General features: G+C 50.8%; 15 protein-coding genes. 5 read left to right on the forward strand and 10 right to left on the reverse strand.

Going from position 1 to position 18,855, the window contains the following annotated elements; all coding sequences use genetic code 11:
• Positions 1-12 precede the first annotated feature (12 nt).
• Positions 13-846: a formyltetrahydrofolate deformylase gene (purU, locus tag BZG74_RS00675; RefSeq protein ID WP_077770919.1), complete on the forward strand. Its 834-nt coding sequence runs from the start codon at positions 13-15 to the stop codon at positions 844-846.
• 43 nt (positions 847-889) lie between these two features.
• Here purU and BZG74_RS00680 read toward each other — a convergent pair whose 3' ends face one another.
• Entirely contained in the window at positions 890-1,435 is a 546-nt protein-coding gene (locus BZG74_RS00680) for a VOC family protein (protein ID WP_158020617.1), read from the reverse strand.
• A gap of 311 nt (positions 1,436-1,746) precedes the next feature.
• On the opposite strand from BZG74_RS00680, the gene argS reads away from it, so the two are divergent.
• Positions 1,747-3,477, forward strand: coding sequence for an arginine--tRNA ligase (gene argS, locus BZG74_RS00685; protein ID WP_077770921.1), 1,731 nt, complete (start codon positions 1,747-1,749; stop codon positions 3,475-3,477).
• A gap of 93 nt (positions 3,478-3,570) precedes the next feature.
• Here argS and BZG74_RS00690 read toward each other — a convergent pair whose 3' ends face one another.
• Positions 3,571-4,176 (reverse strand): DUF924 family protein, encoded by a 606-nt coding sequence (locus BZG74_RS00690; protein WP_077770922.1) that lies wholly within the window; start codon positions 4,174-4,176, stop codon positions 3,571-3,573.
• A gap of 166 nt (positions 4,177-4,342) precedes the next feature.
• On the opposite strand from BZG74_RS00690, the gene BZG74_RS00695 reads away from it, so the two are divergent.
• On the forward strand, positions 4,343-4,771 hold the full coding sequence (locus BZG74_RS00695; RefSeq protein ID WP_077770923.1) for an HIT family protein: 429 nt from the start codon (positions 4,343-4,345) through the stop codon (positions 4,769-4,771).
• Between the two features lie 303 nt (positions 4,772-5,074).
• Here the strand turns inward: BZG74_RS00695 and BZG74_RS00700 are convergent, their stop codons facing one another.
• From BZG74_RS00700 to znuA, 3 genes are all read right to left on the reverse strand, one after another.
• A complete protein-coding gene (locus tag BZG74_RS00700; protein WP_077770924.1) occupies positions 5,075-7,792 on the reverse strand; it encodes an AraC family transcriptional regulator in 2,718 nt (905 codons plus the stop codon).
• Positions 7,793-7,905: 113 nt separating this feature from the next.
• On the reverse strand, positions 7,906-9,243 hold the full coding sequence (gene mepM / locus BZG74_RS00705; protein WP_077770925.1) for a murein DD-endopeptidase MepM: 1,338 nt from the start codon (positions 9,241-9,243) through the stop codon (positions 7,906-7,908).
• Complete coding sequence (znuA, locus tag BZG74_RS00710; RefSeq protein WP_077770926.1) at positions 9,227-10,123, reverse strand: zinc ABC transporter substrate-binding protein ZnuA; 897 nt, start codon at positions 10,121-10,123, stop codon at positions 9,227-9,229. The genes mepM and znuA overlap by 17 nt, the downstream gene beginning before the upstream one ends.
• An 80-nt stretch (positions 10,124-10,203) precedes the next feature.
• Here znuA and znuC point away from each other — a divergent pair, with 80 nt between their 5' ends.
• Complete coding sequence (gene znuC / locus BZG74_RS00715) at positions 10,204-10,968, forward strand: zinc ABC transporter ATP-binding protein ZnuC (protein ID WP_077770927.1); 765 nt, start codon at positions 10,204-10,206, stop codon at positions 10,966-10,968.
• Positions 10,961-11,749, forward strand: a complete 789-nt coding sequence (znuB, locus tag BZG74_RS00720; protein WP_077770928.1) for a zinc ABC transporter permease subunit ZnuB — start codon at positions 10,961-10,963, stop codon at positions 11,747-11,749. The genes znuC and znuB overlap by 8 nt, the downstream gene beginning before the upstream one ends.
• Positions 11,750-11,830: 81 nt before the next feature.
• Here znuB and sucD read toward each other — a convergent pair whose 3' ends face one another.
• From sucD to BZG74_RS00745, 5 genes are all read right to left on the reverse strand, one after another.
• Positions 11,831-12,703 carry a succinate--CoA ligase subunit alpha gene (gene sucD, locus BZG74_RS00725; protein ID WP_077770929.1) on the reverse strand — a complete coding sequence of 291 codons (873 nt, stop codon included), beginning with the start codon at positions 12,701-12,703 and terminating at the stop codon, positions 11,831-11,833.
• Positions 12,704-12,705: 2 nt separating this feature from the next.
• Entirely contained in the window at positions 12,706-13,872 is a 1,167-nt protein-coding gene (gene sucC, locus BZG74_RS00730; protein WP_077770930.1) for an ADP-forming succinate--CoA ligase subunit beta, read from the reverse strand.
• Positions 13,873-13,978: 106 nt separating this feature from the next.
• Positions 13,979-15,187, reverse strand: coding sequence for a 2-oxoglutarate dehydrogenase complex dihydrolipoyllysine-residue succinyltransferase (odhB, locus tag BZG74_RS00735; protein ID WP_077770931.1), 1,209 nt, complete (start codon positions 15,185-15,187; stop codon positions 13,979-13,981).
• A 28-nt stretch (positions 15,188-15,215) separates the two neighbouring features.
• Positions 15,216-18,026 (reverse strand): 2-oxoglutarate dehydrogenase E1 component, encoded by a 2,811-nt coding sequence (sucA, locus tag BZG74_RS00740; RefSeq protein ID WP_077770932.1) that lies wholly within the window; start codon positions 18,024-18,026, stop codon positions 15,216-15,218.
• Between the two features lie 115 nt (positions 18,027-18,141).
• Entirely contained in the window at positions 18,142-18,852 is a 711-nt protein-coding gene (locus tag BZG74_RS00745; protein ID WP_046073555.1) for a succinate dehydrogenase iron-sulfur subunit, read from the reverse strand.
• Positions 18,853-18,855: the final 3 nt, after the last annotated feature.

Raw genomic sequence — 18,855 nt, forward strand, 5'->3', positions numbered from 1 at the left:
GTACACAACAACATGGAACGAAAAACACTTCTCACGGACTGTCCTGACGCCCAAGGGCTTATCGCGACCATCACCAACATTTGCTACAAACATCAACTCAACATTATTCACAATCGTGAGTACGTCGATAATGTCACTGGGCAGTTTTATATGCGTACTGAGCTGGAGGGGATTTTTAATGATCACACCCTGCTTCTCGACCTTGACCATGCCCTGCCACCAGGTAGCCAGCGCCAACTGATTAGCTCGCGCCGCAAACGAGTGGTCATCATGGTCACCAAAGAATCCCACTGCCTGGGCGACATTTTAATGAAAGCCTACGACGGCTCGCTCGAGATTGATATTGCAGCGGTGGTCGGTAACTACGATAAGCTCCAGCCCCTGACAGAGCGCTTTGATATTCCTTTTCATTACGTGAGTCATGAAGGCCTAAGCCGCGAAGAGCATGAACAGGCGATGCTGAAAGCTATTCAAGGCCATCAACCTGATTACATTGTGTTGGCAAAATACATGCGAGTACTGACACCGGACTTTGTCGCCCAGTATCCACATCGCATCATCAATATCCATCACAGCTTTTTGCCTGCTTTTATTGGGGCCCGTCCATACCACCAAGCGTTCGAGCGCGGCGTTAAAATCATTGGCGCGACGGCGCACTTTGTCACCAATGACTTAGATGAGGGACCGATTATTGGCCAAGACGTGATTCATGTTGATCACAGCTTTAGCGCACAAGACATGGCCAAAGCAGGTCGAGATGTAGAAAAGAGCGTACTGAGTCAAGCCATCGAGTCTGTCACCGAGGACCGTGTTTTTGTCCATGGCAACAAAACCGTGATCCTATAGCACGTGACCTTGTGACAAAGTACGCTGACCGTGAAGCCTGTGATTAAAAATGGGTTTCACTGGCAATGATTTCCGCCAGTGAATACGGGTGAAACTTCACGCTAACACCGCGGTGTTTAAAGGCAATGGTTGGGTTAGCTAGGCGCTCTCCCACCACCTGCGGCTCACTGCGCTTGACCGTTACCGCCTCCATGCTAGCCGCGCGCGTCAATAAGCCCGGGAAACGTGATGCTAGCGCGGCTTCAAGCGCTGTCATGGTTGCCGTTTGGCACGGCACCACAAACTCTACGTGTTCCCAGCTTTGAAACGGGTATGTTTTGTGATTGGGAAAGGGCAACTCGACCAAATCAGTTTGCCAGTGCCCAATGTGCATTGGCGTTTCTAGCTGGTAAATATGAATGGGGCGCGCATTCACGGTGGCTTGCGAGAGTAATTGCCCCCGTTCACCCAAATGTTCGGCCAGCGAATCAGTGAGCGCGTGATCATTGGTACGAATCGCGACGTGATCAAGCACGAGTTCACGACAGTCGATCGCCAACACTTCCAGCAACTGATTGATTTTATCTGTAAAAGCTGCTTGATCTCGCATCAGGGATGTCCAATTGCTGGCATCATGCATAATGACCTCTCAAGGTTTTAAGGTGCTCGTTGTCTTCCAGTCGCGAAAGATATCAAGGATGGCGTTGAATAACTATTGCCAATGCCTGCTGTTTTATGGGTATCATTAGGGTCATCCACGTCGGTGGACGTCATGGTTCGCAACAATACAGCATCCCGCCAACACTGTGTTTGCATGCTTTTATGTGGCAGTGCAGTGTTGGCGGATTCTTGTATTAATAAGCTGGAAGCCCACATAACGGGTCGTTCATAATCAGCCCGGCTAGTAGTAAAGGTAAGCAAGTGAATATTCAAAGTCTTCTTAACGAAAAAGTGTCTGCCGCGATGGTTGCGGCGGGTGCCCCAGAGGGCACACCAGCGGCAGTGCGTCAGTCTGCGAAGCCACAATTTGGTGACTATCAAGCCAATGGTGTGATGGGCGCAGCCAAAAAGCTCGGCACTAACCCCCGTGAATTTGCCCAGAAAGTGTTGGACGCCCTCGATTTAGGTGATGTGGCGAGTAAAACAGAAATCGCCGGCCCCGGCTTTATCAATATTTTTTTGAATGATCAGTGGCTGGCAAAGCAGGCTGATGCCGCGCTATCAGACGAGCGCCTCGGTGTCGAAAAGCAAGACACACAAAACATTGTGGTAGATTACTCCGCCCCTAACGTGGCGAAAGAAATGCACGTTGGCCACCTTCGCTCCACCATTATTGGTGATGCCGTCGTACGCACTCTGGAGTTTTTGGGTCACAATGTCACCCGCGCCAACCACCTAGGTGACTGGGGAACCCAGTTCGGCATGCTCATTGCCAACCTCGAGCTACACGAGTCACGCGGTGACGATATTTCCATGGAGCTTGGCGATATCGAAAACTTCTATCGTGAGTCAAAGGCGCGTTACGATGAAGACGAAGCCTTTGCTGCGACAGCGCGAGACTACGTGGTCCGCCTACAGCGCGGTGACGCCTACTGTAAAGAAAAGTGGGAAAAGTTGGTAAAAGTGACGTTGGAGCAAAACCAACGTAACTACGATCGGCTAAACGTCTCATTAAGCGATAAAGACGTCATGGGCGAAAGCCTCTACAACGACATGCTGCCCGGTATTGTTGCAGACCTAAAAGCCAAAGGCATTGCCGTAGAAGATGATGGCGCGCAAGTTGTCTTCCTGGACGAATACAAAAATAAAGACGGCGAGCCGATGGGGGTTATCATCCAAAAACGTGATGGTGGCTATTTGTACACCACCACGGATATTGCTTGTGCCAAATATCGTTACGAGCAGTTCAATGCCGACCGTGTGCTCTACTTCATTGATTCCCGTCAGCATCAGCACTTAATGCAAGCGTGGACGATTGTGCGTAAAGCAGGCTATGTGCCCGACTCGGTCAGCCTTGAGCACCACGCTTTTGGCATGATGCTCGGCAAAGACGGTAAACCCTTTAAGACACGTTCAGGGGGAACTGTTCGTCTTGCCGACTTGCTTGATGAAGCAGAAACACGTGCCAAAGCGCTTATCGCTGAGAAAAACCCTGATATGGATGCAGAGACACAACGCGATATCGCCACCACAGTGGCGATGGCCGCGGTGAAGTATGCTGATCTGTCAAAGCATCGTACCACGGACTATATCTTCGACTGGGATCATATGCTGGCCTTCGAGGGTAACACCGCCCCTTACATGCAGTATGCCTACACCCGTGTGGCGTCAGTCTTTGCCAAGTCAGGAGTTGACCGTGATGCACTCGACGGTGAAATGCTGATCGAGCATGAGAAAGAAAAAGCGCTGGTTGCCAAATTGCTTCAGTTTGAGGAAGCGGTTAAATCTGTGGCGCGCGAGGGTCAACCACACCTGATGTGTAGTTACCTGTTTGAATTAGCTGGCTTGTTCTCTAGCTTCTACGAGGCTTGCCCTATCCTGCTTTCTGAAGGAAATACCCGACAGAGCCGCCTGAGAATGGCAGCCTTGACCGCCAAAACGATCAAGCAAGGTCTGGGTCTTCTCGGTATCAATACGCTTGAGCGCATGTAATCCCCCTTACCTATCCAGCTAAAATAGGTAGCAACTAAAAACGAGCGCCCGCCGGAATCAAAGGTGGGCGCTTTTTTTTATCCATCACGACTTTTAGCCTTGACCAAAGTGCTGTTCGGTTTCGCTGAGCCATAACCGCTCCTCAGGAGTGGATAACCGCCCCATTACCGCATTACGATGCGGAAAACGACCAAAGGTGGCAATAATGTCATAGTGCTGGCGTGCGTAATCAAAGCATTGCTCGTACCAGGCTTTGACTTCGCCATGCATTTGTTGATGTAATTGGTCGAACCGAAACAACGCCTCTTCTTGTTCGGCTTCGTCCTCCGCGTGCTCGAGGGGAAGATAGAAAAACACCCGCTGAAGCGGGGTTAGAGCTTGGTCGTCACCTTTGGCGAGCCCTGCCTTACATAGCGCCAATGCCAAGGCATCGTATCGGTATGCGGCCGCTAAACCGCGGTATAAGTTTCGCGGGAATTGGTCGAGCAGAATAATCAATGCCAACCGTCCCTCTGCGGTCTGGGCCCAGTTATTTAATGCGCCCGCACCAGCGGCACTGACCCAAGATTGAAACTGCGCGCGAATGGCCTCGTCAACCTCCTGGCTACCACCAAACCATCGTGCTTGCGACGTCGACGAAGGAATCTGATAACTACTCTCGTCGCCGAACCAAAAAGTCAGAACGTCTTGGTAATACATGCCACCTCCTCTCGCTCTCGCCGATAAGTTCAAACAGCCATTGCTCGTTTAAGCGTACTTGCTTTTTGTATACCATGAAGCAAAGCTCGGTTTTCAGTCAGGCGTTTGTGACCCACAAGCAAGTTATGATGTAAGCTAAACACTCGCATTACAATCAGGAGCCTATATGTCTTTTACCCTTCACCCACGCCTGGCCGATGACAGTGCTTATGTTGGCGACTTTCCCTTGTGTCAGTTACGCCTTGCGCATGCCGATATTGGCCCATGGTTACTACTGGTTCCACGTAAGCATGCGGTACAAGAAATTCATCACCTTGACGACAGCGAGCAACAGTCGCTTTGGCAAGAATCGGCCATGGTGGCGCGCTGTCTTGAGCGTTTATTTTCTCCAGACAAACTCAATATTGCCGCGATTGGAAACCTGGTACCACAACTCCATGTCCATCATGTCGCTCGGTTTCAAACCGATCCTGTCTGGCCAAACCCCATTTGGGGTCACTTACAAGTCGGTCAACGAACAAATCAGCAAGAGGGGGGTATTGTCCTGCAGATAAGAGAAGAGCTTGCCCCTAAAGGCTTAAAGGTCGAGGCGTGAATACGTTTCGTTATTTTCGTCAAAATCGCCATCAAGAAAATAAGTCGATAATTATCATGAGGTTATGATAGAAACCCAGCCGGACAAGTTGGCGGTTTAGTCATAACTACGCGATCTAAGGTTGCGATATAATATCGTCAATCGTTGGGCAACAAACGCCCTCGAAAGCAGTTTTTACCAGGGCGGGTCACCCCGCCCCCGGCAGCAAGCGAAGGTGTCTTTGACACCCGTGGCATGGCTCCCCGGCTATGCCACGTTTTCTTTTCTTTCCTATCTAGTAGACGACTTTCACCGACATCAGCACTAGTCGAGCATATCAGCCATGGTCACTTCGGTTCTTGCTTGCCGATAATGCGAGGGGCTTACACCATAATAGCTTTTAAAGCGCTGACTAAAATATGCTGGGTCACGATAACCACATATCTCCGCCACATCGGCAACGGCATTACCATGTTGTAAAAGTGCAGCGGCATCGCTAAGTCGCTTTTGTGTGACATACGCTGTGACTGTGACACCAAAAAGCTGACGACATTTGCGTTGCAAGTTACGCTCAGACATAGCTAAAGCGTTCGCTAAATCCGCTGTTGAAAAGTCAGGCTCTTTGTACCTGACTGCAACCGCTTGCTCAAATTTTGCTGCCCACTGCTGGGCCTCATTATTGTGCGCCAGGCCAAACGATGGCGGATACCCGATATCGTTTGCCGCTCCCCTTCGCGTAGCTGGGTTAGTTTTTGCAACCATGGAAGCAAAGGTTGGCGCGTTGGCTGTAGCTGCATCCGCTATCGACATCCGACGTTGCCGTAGCGCCAATAACACCGCGGCAAGGACTAAGCTCGCAAAGCCAGCTAACACAATACCGTTAATAAAATGAGGTAACATGGGCAGCGACACTGAAAGATCTAACACGGTGTGGGACGCACCGTCACGTGGTATCGCAATCCGCAATTGATAATGCCCACCGACCATATTGGCCAAGGAGATGGTATCGTTTCCTGTCTGCTGCCACGCCGCCAGTTTATCTACCATAGGCTGTCCGGATTGCTGATAAGGCACGAGCTGATAATGGACGCGTGTCACTTGTCGCTCTGGTGGCCAACTCCCCCACGCCAAGTGAGCGGGGCTTCGTTCTAGCAAGGTCACCGCGGTCTGTTGGCGAGGGCCAATCCGCCAGCGTTTGTTTTGTTGCCATACCGCTCCCACCACGACGTTTGGCGGCTTACGTAAAGAGAACGCCAATTGGTCAGTGTCAATCTGGTAGGTATTGTCACCAGCTAATAGCGTAAGCCGGTGAGGTTGGTTGGCGTAGCAAGCGATATCGCTCGCATCAGACGGTAGGCGGAACGTGCGTACAAAGCCTCGCGGCGCAATATGCACCAGCGCTTGATTGCTATAAGCCCACACGCCGTCTCGATTCCCAGTGACACACTGAAATTGCTCATCCGACATCGATAAATAGGCCGCGGACACAGCGTCCGGCACACTGGGATCGTACTGGTAAACGCCTTGCGCACTGGCTAACCAAAGGCGCCCACGCTCATCTGAGTACATACTCAGCACAGGCAGCAGCGCCTCTGTCAACGGTACGGGCTGAAAACGTCCATCGCGATAGCGTGTTAAGCCATTTTGGTCACGGATCCAAACATTGCCGTACCCATCATCGTAAAAACCCAACACCTTACCCGCCTCATGCGTCTGCCAACGTGTACCATAGCTGACTAACGTCTGCGTATCGGGCCAATAGCGCATCACCTGGTTATTCACCGACAACCAAAGCACCCCTTCAGCATCAATATATAAGTGCTCGGCAGGGAGTTGGGCTAACCGTGCTGGTAACGGGATCGTATTCCCCGTTTGAATATCAACCCCGGTTATTCCGGACACACTTGACCACCAAAGGTGTTTGTCGTCTCGGGTAGCACTGATTGCATCTGTGGCGTCCCATTGTCCCTGTAATGGCCGAGTTCCACTTAAATCTCGCCAGCCATTAGTGTCATACGCCCAAGGGTTGTTCGCCGCCATAAATCCCTGGGTGAACAGTTTAGGAAAAACGCGGTGCTGGTGAGTTATCCACCGCTGTCCCGGGGCGCGATATCGGGTGGCACGATCGGTGGAAAACCATATGCCCCCCTCAAAATCCGCCCACAAAAACGTCACGCTTTGTCCTGGGATAGCACGGTCATCTGGGGCCCAAACAGGGGTTGCAACCCCATCCAGCGATAGGCGAAATAGCCCATTCTCATTCGCTGCCCATAGCCCACCAGATCCCATAGTTAGCCGTTGATAACCGCCCCGCGTGTTCAACAAGTGTCGTGCTTTCACTTGATGGCTTGATAGTGCCAGTAAATACACCGCGTTTTGGGTACTCACCCACGCTCGGTCTTGTTTACCGGTGATCGCTGTGATTGGCGACGAAAAACGAGTCAGTTGACGCACACCCTGCTCATCAAATTGATATAAGGTTTTCCCGACCGCAAACAGTCGGTGTTCCTCTGTCAACCACACTCTATCAGCTCGCCACCGCCCAGCACGCCATATATCAAAGGCTCCATCTTTCGCCCGATAGATACTCAGCTGGCCGTCTTGAATATGCCAGAGTGTATTGTTCACCGTCGCAAGTCGCGGACCACCTGAGGAAGACACCGGCGCGCGAGGTGTCGGCCCCGATTTAGGCAGTGGGTACGAGGTAAGCTGATTGGTACTCGGTTGAAAGCGATATACTTGCTCTTTACCCGCCATCCAGAGTGCCTGATGGGCGTAAGCAATGGTAAGAATTTTTTCATCGGGTAATGTTAAGGCGTCGCGGAGTGGGTGACGCTGGTGGCCATCAAAAAAATCAATCTGTCCTTGATTATCCAACAACCACATGCCGCCCGAGGCTTGCACCGCCACATCTTTAACGTTACCCACCCCATTCAGACCACCATAAGACTGAAATGAAGTTTGCAGCGCATCATGCGCCTGCAACGGTAGGCAAGGAAAGACAAGAACCAGCCATAACAAACAAAGACATTGGCGTTTCATGTACGGGAAGCGAGACAGGTTGCAGGGTTTAGCGGCATAGTGTCCTGCGACCTGCCTTTAAATGAAACCCTGCAACCCTAAATGTGAGCTAGGCCTCACATTATTGATTTAATTTATCCATTCAGTCGCTGCGCTAACGCCTGGTGGGCACGCTTTGCTTGGCGCTGGAATGACCCGCGCTCGTCAGTGGGGACAGGATGCGCTTCGGGGAGTGGTACCTTCATCGCATTAACTGGGTGCCCGTATTTCAGGAGTTCAAAGTGAAGGTGAGGGCCGGTCGAACGACCTGTATTACCACTCAAACCAATTCTCTGCCCCATCGACACATGATCGCCCGGCTTAACCAAAATCCGGTTTAAATGTAAGTATCGGGTTGAATACTCGCGTCCGTGCTTTATTACCACGTAGTTACCCGCTAGACGGTGATGGCGGGCTTTAACCACAACGCCCTCTCCCGCCGCCAGTACCGAGGTACCAATTGGCGTCGCGAAATCAGTACCATTATGTGGCGAAATGCGTCCTGTAATGGGATGCTTGCGGTGTGGATTAAACGATGAGCTAATACGATAGCGCTTTGCGGTAGGATAACGGCGAAGCGCACGATCCAAGCTCTGCCCTTGCTCATCGTAAAAACGCCCGTCATGGTGACGGTAGACAAAAATGTCTCGACCTCCCGCCTTGTAGAGCATGGCCGTGACCTTACCCGATGACACGGGTTTATTGTCAATGAACTCCCTGTTCACTTGTACCGCAAACTGGTCGCCTCGGTGAGACTGGCGCCCGAAATCAAAACGCCATTGCAAAGCCGAAACCAGGTTCTGAATTTGATTAGGTGTTAATCCCGCTTGGCGCGCTTGCTGATAAAAACTACTGTTAACTCGTCCAATTAACGTAACTTTCTCAAACTTACCCTTAGTTTCCAGGCGCTGGTAATCGACCTGCCCTTGATTAAATTGGTAGTGGTCACGATATTTAATCGACTGATAAGCAGTGAAAGTCAGTAAATGCCCTTGTCCGTCGACTTGCCATTCCATTTTTTGGCCCCGACGGATATCACCAGCGTTATCGTTCACCTCCAAGATTTGATACAACTGGCTCATTGGCAGCCCATACTGAGAGAAAATCTCGCCCAGGGTATCGCCAGCGGCAACCGTGTGTTGGTGAACACGCGGCGCTTCAGATGTGATGTCTTGCTCAAGCGCATCTTCCGGTACACGCAAAGCAGGATCATCAGCATCCAACCCTTGTTCAATCGGCTCACTATGCTCAGACGCCGCCGGGTGTTGACGCTCGTTGGCGACGGGAGCAGGCTGACGTTCCTTGGAAGGCGCAAAAGGAGAAGGCTGCCACATCAGGGCAGCGCCGACTAAAAGAGACAGTGAAGCAAGGGCCAGCTTATGCTGGCGGGGTAGTCTGGCTGTTAAAGCGAGCCAGTTAGTCAGTAGTTTCATGCTTTAAACAACGTGTGAAACGATTTCCCATATCTTGTAAAAACACCTGATAGCCATCAGGTGCTACCTGAATTGATGTCGCCAATGGATCCAAGGCAAAAACATTGACGTCATTGTGTCGCGTCACAGCATCAATCAGTGCGGGATTAAACTGCGGCTCCGTGAAGATACAGGTCGCATCGTGATTAAGCAAACCTCGGCGAATTGTGACTAAGGTTTTCGCGCCCGGCTTTTGACTTGGGTCAACCGTAAAGTGGCCTGTTTTTTCCAAGCCAAATGCATCTTCGAAGTAACCGTAGGCATCATGAAAGACAAAATAACCCGATTGAACTTTGGTGGAGAGATCGTGCTCAATATTGGCAACAGTTTTATCTAGCTGGGCATTAAAGCGGGCTAAGTTGGCCTGATATTGCTCTTTTTTATTGGGCGCCGCTTTAATCAGCGCCTCAGTAATGGCTTGCGCCGCCACGCGGGTTGGTTTCGGCCCCAGCCAAAAGTGCGGATCAATATTGTGCTCGCCATGATCGTGACCGTGATCGTGGTGATGCCCACCATCAAAATGGCGTAAAGGCATATTATCTGCCTGTGTTAGGGTAAGCACCGACGGTTTATCCGCCAGTAGTTTGGAAAGAAATAGTTCGAGTTCAGGCCCCACCCAAATCGTCACATCCGCTTGGTTTAACGCACGGATATCTGAAGGCTTCAATGCATAGCTGTGAGGGGAGGCACCTGGGGGCAGTAGGACATCCAAACTATCCTCCTCCGTGATTAAACCCGCGGCGATCAGCTGCAAAGGTTTAATCGATGTCATTACTGACGTGGCTTGTGCAGGCAGTGCAAGCAATAGCGCAATAAATACCCCAACGATACGAGCTATCATCTTTCCTCTCATTCTTGTGTTTCTACAACGGCAAGAAATGTTATAATATAACAATTCCAATTCACAATGTTTTTTTCACTATGACTGACTCGCTAGTCTCGCTCGACGCGGTGACGGTCACCTTTAACGGCCGTAACGTGCTGGATAAGGTATCGATGCAATTAAGACGCGGGCAAATCACCACGCTAATCGGCCCGAATGGTGCAGGTAAATCCACGTTGGTTAAAGCGCTGATCGGTTTGGTTAAGCCCAACGCCGGTATCGTACAGATAACTAAAGGCGCGAAAATCGGTTACGTGCCACAAAAGTTACAGCTTAATCAAACGCTACCGCTAACGGTGGATCGCTTCATTCGCTTAGGCACTCGCTATACCAACGCGCAAATTAGCCATGCGCTGCAAACAGTGAATGCCAAAGCCCTGCAATACGCGAATATGCACACACTGTCTGGTGGCGAAACGCAACGGGTGTTACTCGCAAGGGCTATTTTAAAGCACCCAGATGTCCTGGTACTGGATGAGCCAGTGCAAGGTGTCGATGTCAGTGGTCAGCTAGAAATGTATAGCCTGATTAGTCAACTACGTGACAGCCTAGGTTGCGCAGTGCTCATGGTCTCACATGATTTGCATTTAGTGATGGCGAAAACTGATGAAGTGATTTGTTTGCAGCATCATGTCTGCTGCTCGGGTGAGCCCGATGCCATCTCGCAACACCCTTCTTATGTCGCGATGTTTGGTCGCCAAACCAGTGAGCAACTGGCGCTTTACCATCATCACCATCATCATAAACACGACCTTGCGGGGCAACCTGTAAGCTGCGAACACCAAGAGCATCATCATGATTGAGTTCTTATTGGCCCCTATTATGGGCGGCTTGTTGATCGCCGCCATTGCCGGCCCTTTGGGCTCATTTGTGGTCTGGCGACGTATGGCCTATTTTGGCGATACACTGGCTCACGCCTCACTACTCGGTTTAGCGTTAGGATTTCTGTTGCAAATCGATTTGAACCTCGCACTTGTGATCACCTGCTTACTCTTGGCGGTGTTATTGGTTGGACTACAGCGTCAGCACTTGGTCTCAACCGATACCCTGTTAGGCATATTGGCTCACAGTGCCCTATCTTTGGGGCTAGTGTCGGTGAGCTTTTTAGATAATATGCGCGTCGACCTGATGGCCTATTTGTTTGGCGATCTGTTGGCGGTCTCGTTTGCTGATCTTACATGGTTAGCGGTCGGTGCCTGCCTAACACTTGGTGTGTTGGCGTACTACTGGGAACAACTGCTATCGATGACCGTCAGCGAAGAGCTTGCCAAGGTGGAAGGCATTGCAGTAGAAAAACTGCGGCTGTTATTGATGCTACTGATTGGTTTGGTCATTGCGCTGGCAATGAAATTTGTCGGGGCATTAATTATTACCTCTATGCTAATCATTCCCGCGGCAACGGCAAGGCGTATCGCCTCTACCCCAGAGCAAATGGCTTCGTTTGCCAGCCTCATCGGCATGGGCGCCGTTGTGCTTGGCATGGCAGGCTCATGGTTTTATGACACGCCAGCAGGCCCATCTGTTGTGGTGGCAGCAGCCAGTGTCTTTATGTTGGCGCAGTTATTGCCGAATCGCTCGCACTAAGCCCTAACCACTTATAATGTTTTCTATATCAAAAAGCCGCTCATATGAGCGGCTTTTGTTTATGCGATTACTTTGTCTGGCTTACCAGCTTGTTTTCTCGCGCAATGCTTTACCAATATCAGCCAGGCTTTTAACCGTCGTGACACCCGCCGCTTCAAGGGCAGCAAATTTATCGTCTGCGGTTCCTTTACCACCAGAAATAATTGCCCCCGCATGACCCATGCGCTTACCTGGAGGTGCCGTTACCCCGGCAATATATGCCACTACAGGCTTGGTCACATTGGCTTTGATGTAAGCCGCCGCTTCCTCTTCAGCAGTCCCGCCAATCTCGCCAATCATCACGATCGCCTCGGTCGCCGGATCCTTTTCGAACATTTCTAAAATGTCGATAAAGTTAGACCCTGGAATAGGATCGCCACCAATACCAACACAAGTCGATTGGCCAAAGCCTTCGTCTGTGGTTTGTTTGACCGCTTCATAGGTCAATGTACCTGAACGTGACACAATACCCACTTTACCAGACTGGTGAATATGGCCTGGCATAATGCCAATTTTAGACTCATCCGGGGTGATCACACCTGGGCAGTTAGGGCCAATCATCCGCACGCCCGCTTGCTCCAGCTTCACTTTTACTTCCAGCATATCCAGCGTTGGGATACCTTCGGTAATACATACAATCAGCTCGATACCCGCATCGATCGCTTCTAAGATAGCGTCTTTACAGAAAGGAGCCGGAACATAAATGACTGATGCTGTCGCACCCGTCGCCTCGACCGCATCGGCCACCGTGTTGAATACAGGCAAACCAAGGTGCGTCGTACCGCCCTTACCCGGTGATACACCGCCGACCATTTGTGTTCCATACTCGATAGCTTGTTCTGAGTGGAAAGTACCTTGTCCACCCGTAAAACCTTGGCAGATCACTTTGGTATCTTTATTAATCAGCACTGACATTGTTATTTACCCTCCGCTGCAGCAACGACTTTTTGAGCGGCTTCGGTTAGCGATGTTGCCGCAATGATGTTCAAACCACTATCGGCGAGTTTCTTGGCGCCGACATCAGCGTTATTACCCTCAAGGCGGACGACCACAGGGACTTTAACGCCAACTTCTTCAACCGCACCTATGATGCCATCTGCGATCAAGTCACAGCGCACGATACCGCCGAAGATATTCACCAAGACTGCCTTCACGTTACTGTCAGACAGAATAATTTTAAACGCTTCCGTTACACGCTCTTTGGTCGCACCGCCCCCTACATCGAGGAAGTTGGCCGGGCTGCCACCGTGTAAATTAACAATGTCCATGGTGCCCATCGCTAGGCCCGCACCATTGACCATACAGCCAATGTTGCCGTCGAGAGCAACATAGTTAAGCTCCCACTGTGCGGCATGCGCTTCACGCTCATCTTCTTGGCTTGGGTCGTGCATTGCTCGAACTTTTGGCTGGCGATAAACAGCGTTGCTATCAATCGCCAATTTAGCGTCCAAACAGTGCAGGTTGCCTTGGTCAGTGATCACTAACGGGTTGACTTCGACTAGAGCAACATCTTTGTCCAAAAACAACTGGCCGATGCCAACAAAGATCTTAGTGAACTGCTTGATTTGTTCGCCTTCTAGACCCAGTTTAAACGCCAGTTGACGGCCTTGGTATGGCTGAGGGCCAACGAGCGGATCAATCGAGGCTTTATGGATAAGCTCAGGGGTTTCTTCCGCCACCTTCTCAATTTCAACGCCACCTTCAGTCGATGCCATGAAGACAACACGACGAGAGCCGCGATCGACGACGGCACCCAAATACAGCTCTTTGGCAATATCTGTGCATGACTCAACCAAAATTTTGCTTACGGGTTGACCGTTTTCGTCGGTTTGAAAGGTAACCAGGTTTTTACCTAGCCATTGTTGCGCAAACTCGCGGATTTCTTCTTTGGAGTTGGCCAGTTTTACGCCACCCGCTTTACCACGGCCACCTGCGTGGACTTGGCATTTTACTACCCATTTGTTTCCGCCAATTTTATCGGCTGCTTCAGCAGCTTCTTGTGGAGTATCGCAAGCATAGCCCTCTGAAACTGGTAGACCATATTCAGCGAACAGCTGCTTTGACTGATATTCGTGCAGATTCATGATGTTCTATCCGTGTTAGTGTCCATTATTGTGTATTTGTGCTTTCCAAATGAGGGGACCTCCGTCCCCTCAAAATGACTGCCCCCGCCAACACGAGGGAAAGCCATTAAACGTCCAGAAGCAGACGTGTTGGGTCTTCTAGAAGTTCTTTGATGGTCACCAAGAAGCCTACTGACTCACGACCGTCAATCAAACGGTGATCATAAGAAAGCGCCAGGTACATCATCGGCAAGATTTCTACCTTGCCATCCACCGCCATCGGGCGGTCTTGGATCTTATGCATGCCGAGAATGGCCGCTTGAGGTGGGTTAATGATCGGTGTTGACATCAATGAGCCAAATACACCGCCATTGGTTAGGGTAAAGTTACCGCCAGTCAGTTCATCAACAGTAAGCTTACCATCACGACCTTTGATCGCCAGATCGCGAATACCCTTTTCAATATCCGCAAAGCCCAGTTTGTCGCAGTCACGAAGCACAGGAGTCACCAGACCACGCGGTGTAGATACGGCCATGCTGACATCGAAATAGTTGTGATAAACGATGTCATCACCGTCGATGGACGCATTGACTTCTGGATAACGCTTCAAGGCCTCTACGACCGCCTTAACATAGAAAGACATAAAGCCAAGGCGGATGTCATGACGCTCTTCAAAGCTGTCACGATATTGCTTGCGCAGATCCATGATGGGCTTCATGTTCACTTCGTTGAAGGTGGTGAGCATCGCTGTGCTGTTTTTCGCCTCCAACAAGCGCTCAGCCACTCGCTTACGTAAGCGCGTCATCGGCACACGCTTTTCGCCGCGCTCGGCGACGGGTGGCACGTCTTGCGTTTGCGTTTTAGCCTCACCTGACTCAGATTGGGTTTTAAGATGCGCTTCTACGTCTTCACGCGTGATGCGTCCACCCACACCGGTGCCTTTCACTGCGTCTGGCGAGAGATCATGTTCCGCGAGCAAACGACGCACGGCAGGGCTTAACGCATCATTCGTCTCCTCCTCGAGAGACGCCGTATGGCGCTTGTCCGGTGAGGACTCTGATTGTGCAGGGACATCTTTGGTTGGCTCGCCTGCGACGGCACCTTCTTTAATTTTCGCAATAGCTTGTTTCGCTAATACGGTTGACCCTTCATCTTCAATGATGGACTCCAACACCCCATCAGCGGGGGCAGGCACTTCCAGCACGACCTTATCTGTTTCAATATCAACCAGTACTTCGTCACGGGTTACCGAGTCACCTGGCTGTTTGTGCCATGTGGCAATGGTTGCGTCAGCCACAGATTCGGGTAAATCGGGAACCAGAATTTCGATTGTCATATCGTATTTATCCTTAATGTTCTAGTTCTTACTTGAGGGTCAGAGCGTCTTGAACTAACGCTTTTTGTTGTTTCTGGTGTACAGACATATAACCTACCGCTGGTGATGCCGATGCCGAACGTCCGGCATAGGTCAATGTGGCATCTTTGGGTAAGGCTGCACGGAAGTTGTGCTGGCTGCTGTACCAAGCCCCTTGGTTTTGTGGCTCTTCTTGGCACCAAACAAAGTCTTTCGCATTGCTATAAGGCGCAATCGCGTCTTTAACCGCATCCAGAGGGAATGGATAAAGCTGCTCAATACGAATAATGGCAACATCATCAATTTCTTGCTCTCGGCGTGCTTGTAGCAAATCATAATAGACTTTGCCCGAGCACATCACGACGCGCTTCACTTTGCTTGGTTCAAGGTCATCCATTTCGCCAATGGCAGGCATGAAGTCACCATCGGTCAGATCTTCCAAGTTAGACACACACAGCGGGTGACGTAACAGCGATTTTGGTGACATGACGATCAAAGGACGACGCATGGGGCGCACCACTTGGCGGCGAAGCATGTGGTAAACCTGCGCGGGGCTTGATGGCACCACAACTTGCATGTTTTGCTCGGCACATAGTTGCAAGTAACGCTCCAAACGTGCTGAGGAGTGCTCAGGTCCTTGACCTTCATAACCATGCGGTAACAGCATCGTCAAGCCGCACATCCGGCGCCACTTTTGTTCACCAGAACTGATGAACTGGTCAATCACCACTTGCGCACCATTACCAAAGTCACCAAACTGCGCTTCCCAAACGGTTAAACCGCCTGGCTCTGCCGTCGCATAACCATATTCAAATGCCAGTACCGCTTCTTCCGATAATACGGAGTCGTAGATCTCGAATGGCCCTTGTTTGTCATGGATATTGGCAAGTGGCAAATACGTGCTGCCATCTTCTTGGTTATGAAGCACCGCATGACGGTGGAAGAAAGTCCCACGGCCTGAGTCTTGGCCGGTAATGCGGATACGTTTGCCATCATCAACCAAGGTGGCATACGCCAAGGTTTCTGCCATCCCCCAATCAACCATCTTTTCGCCTTCTACCATCGCTTTGCGATCTTTGTAGAGCTTGGCGACTCGGCTGTGGAGTTTATGGCTGTCCGGCAACTGGCAAATGCGATGGCCAAGCTCTTTCAGGCGCTTAGCATCGAACTTATTTGCCCACTCTACCGTCCAGTCGTGGCCTAGATAGGGCGTCCAGTCGACAGAATGCAACACCATGGGTCGCCACTCTTTCACCACACACTCACCACTGTCGAGGAGATCACGATACTCATTGATCATCTCCGTGGCTTTTTCGAGGTTAGCGACACCTTGTTGATCCAATACATCGGCATACAGCTTACGCGGGGTTGGATGCTTTTTGATCTTTTGGTACATCATCGGCTGAGTCGCGTTGGGCTCATCCGCTTCGTTGTGTCCGTGGCGACGGTAACAAACCAAGTCAATGACCACATCACGCTTAAACTCATTGCGAAAATCGAGCGCCAAGCGAGATACAAAAGCAACCGCCTCAGGATCGTCCGCATTCACATGGAAAATCGGTGCCTGCACCATCTTGGCGATGTCAGTGCAGTATTGCGTCGAGCGTGAGTCTGCTGGGTTTGAGGTGGTAAAACCAATTTGGTTATTGACCACGATGCGCACGGTGCCGCCGACTTGGAAGCCTCGCGCCTGCGACATATTGAAGGTCTCTTGTACCACCCCTTGACCCGCAATAGAGGCATCACCATGGATGGTGATCGGCAGCACACTTGATCCTGTATTGTCTTCCAAACGGTCTTGGCGAGCACGCACTGACCCCATCACCACTGGATTGACAATTTCAAGGTGCGATGGATTAAACGCCAAGGCAAGATGCACATCACCGCCCGGTGTCGCGAAGTCAGATGAAAAGCCCTGGTGATACTTCACATCGCCAGTGCCCCAGGTATCGTCTTGCTTACCCGCAAACTCATCGAACAGCTCAGAAGGCTTTTTACCCAGCACATTCACCAGCACATTGAGGCGGCCTCGGTGAGCCATACCGACAACCACTTCTCGTGCGCCTTCGCTACCTGCATGACGAATCAGTTCTTTCAGCATCGGGATCAGAGAGTCGCCGCCTTCAAGAGAGAATCGCTTGGCTCCTGGGAATTTGGCACCCAGATAGCGTTCAAGACCTTCAGCTGCAGTGAGCTCTTCCAAAAAGGTCAGCTTCTCTTGCTCGGTAAACTGCGGCTGTCCAACCACAGACTCCAAGCGTCCTTGAATCCAACGCTTCTCTTCGGTATCGGTGATGTGCATGTACTCTGCACCGATCGACCCACAGTAGGTCTTCTCAAGTGCATCATACAGCTCACCCAGTTGCATACTGTCTTTGCCAATCGCAAATGAGCCGACATTGAAGGTTTCGTTGAAGTCCTGCTCATTGAGAGAGTGAAAAGCAGGCGACAGATCAGGTACAGGTTTACGTTTCCATAATCCGAGAGGATCTAGGCTGGCCTGTTGGTGGCCGCGAAAACGGAAAGCATTGATAAGTTGGAGAACTTTAACTTGTTTCGCGTCTACGTCTGGATCATTGACTGAAGCACTTGCACGCGATGTATCGGTAGCTAAGCGTCGAAAGTAATCACGAACACGAGAGTGAGGTTGTTCCACCGCGGTGTCACTCACCACTGGTAGCTGGTCGAAAACCGCTCTCCATTCTTGATCAACTAACTCCGGGTCACTGAGGTACATTTCGTAGAGATCTTCTACGTACGTTGCATTGGCGCCAGCCAAATGAGAAGACTCTATCCAAGCCTTCATCACGCCATTTTGCATTGTTATCCCTTAACCACTAGTTATTTATCCAAACACCGGTCTGAGGCCGGGTTACCTGTTATTAAGCCCCGTCCGAGGACGGGGCATTTTTTATCTACGTTATTGGTTGTGCGTTTTAAACGCCGCGCTGAATCAGCATAGACTTGATATGCCCAATTGCCTTAGTTGGGTTAAGCCCCTTTGGACATACACTGACACAGTTCATGATCCCGTGGCAACGGAAGACACTAAAAGCGTCGTCTAGATCAGATAACCGCTCTTCGGTCGCTGTATCACGGCTATCCGCCAACCAGCGATATGCGGCAAGCAAGCCCGCTGGGCCGACAAATTTGTCTGGATTCCACCAAAATGAAGGACATGCGGTACTACAGCATGCACACATGATGCACTCATACAAACCGTCTAATTCAGCACGATCTTCCGGCGCTTGCAGGTTCTCGCGAGAAGGTGGCGTTTCATCGTTCATCAGGTAAGGTTTGACACGCTCATAGTTCTCATAGAACTGCCCCATATCGATAATGAGGTCGCGCACAACCGGTAAGCCTGGTAATGGACGAATCACAATTTCCGACTTGTCCATCAGCGAGGACAGCGGCGTGATACACGCGAGGCCATTTTTACCGTTCATATTGACGCCGTCAGAGCCACAGACACCTTCTCGGCACGAGCGGCGGAAAGCCAACGTAGGATCTTGCTCTTTCAGCTGGATGAGCGCATCCAGCAGCATCATGTCAGACCCTTCAGGCACATCCAGCGTGTAGTCTTTCATGTATGGCGCATTGTCCACATCTGGGTTGTAGCGATAGATAGAAAACTTAACATTCATCGT

It is taken from the genome of Salinivibrio sharmensis, from assembly GCF_001995985.1.
In the GTDB taxonomy this organism is placed as follows: Bacteria; Pseudomonadota; Gammaproteobacteria; order Enterobacterales; family Vibrionaceae; genus Salinivibrio; species Salinivibrio sharmensis.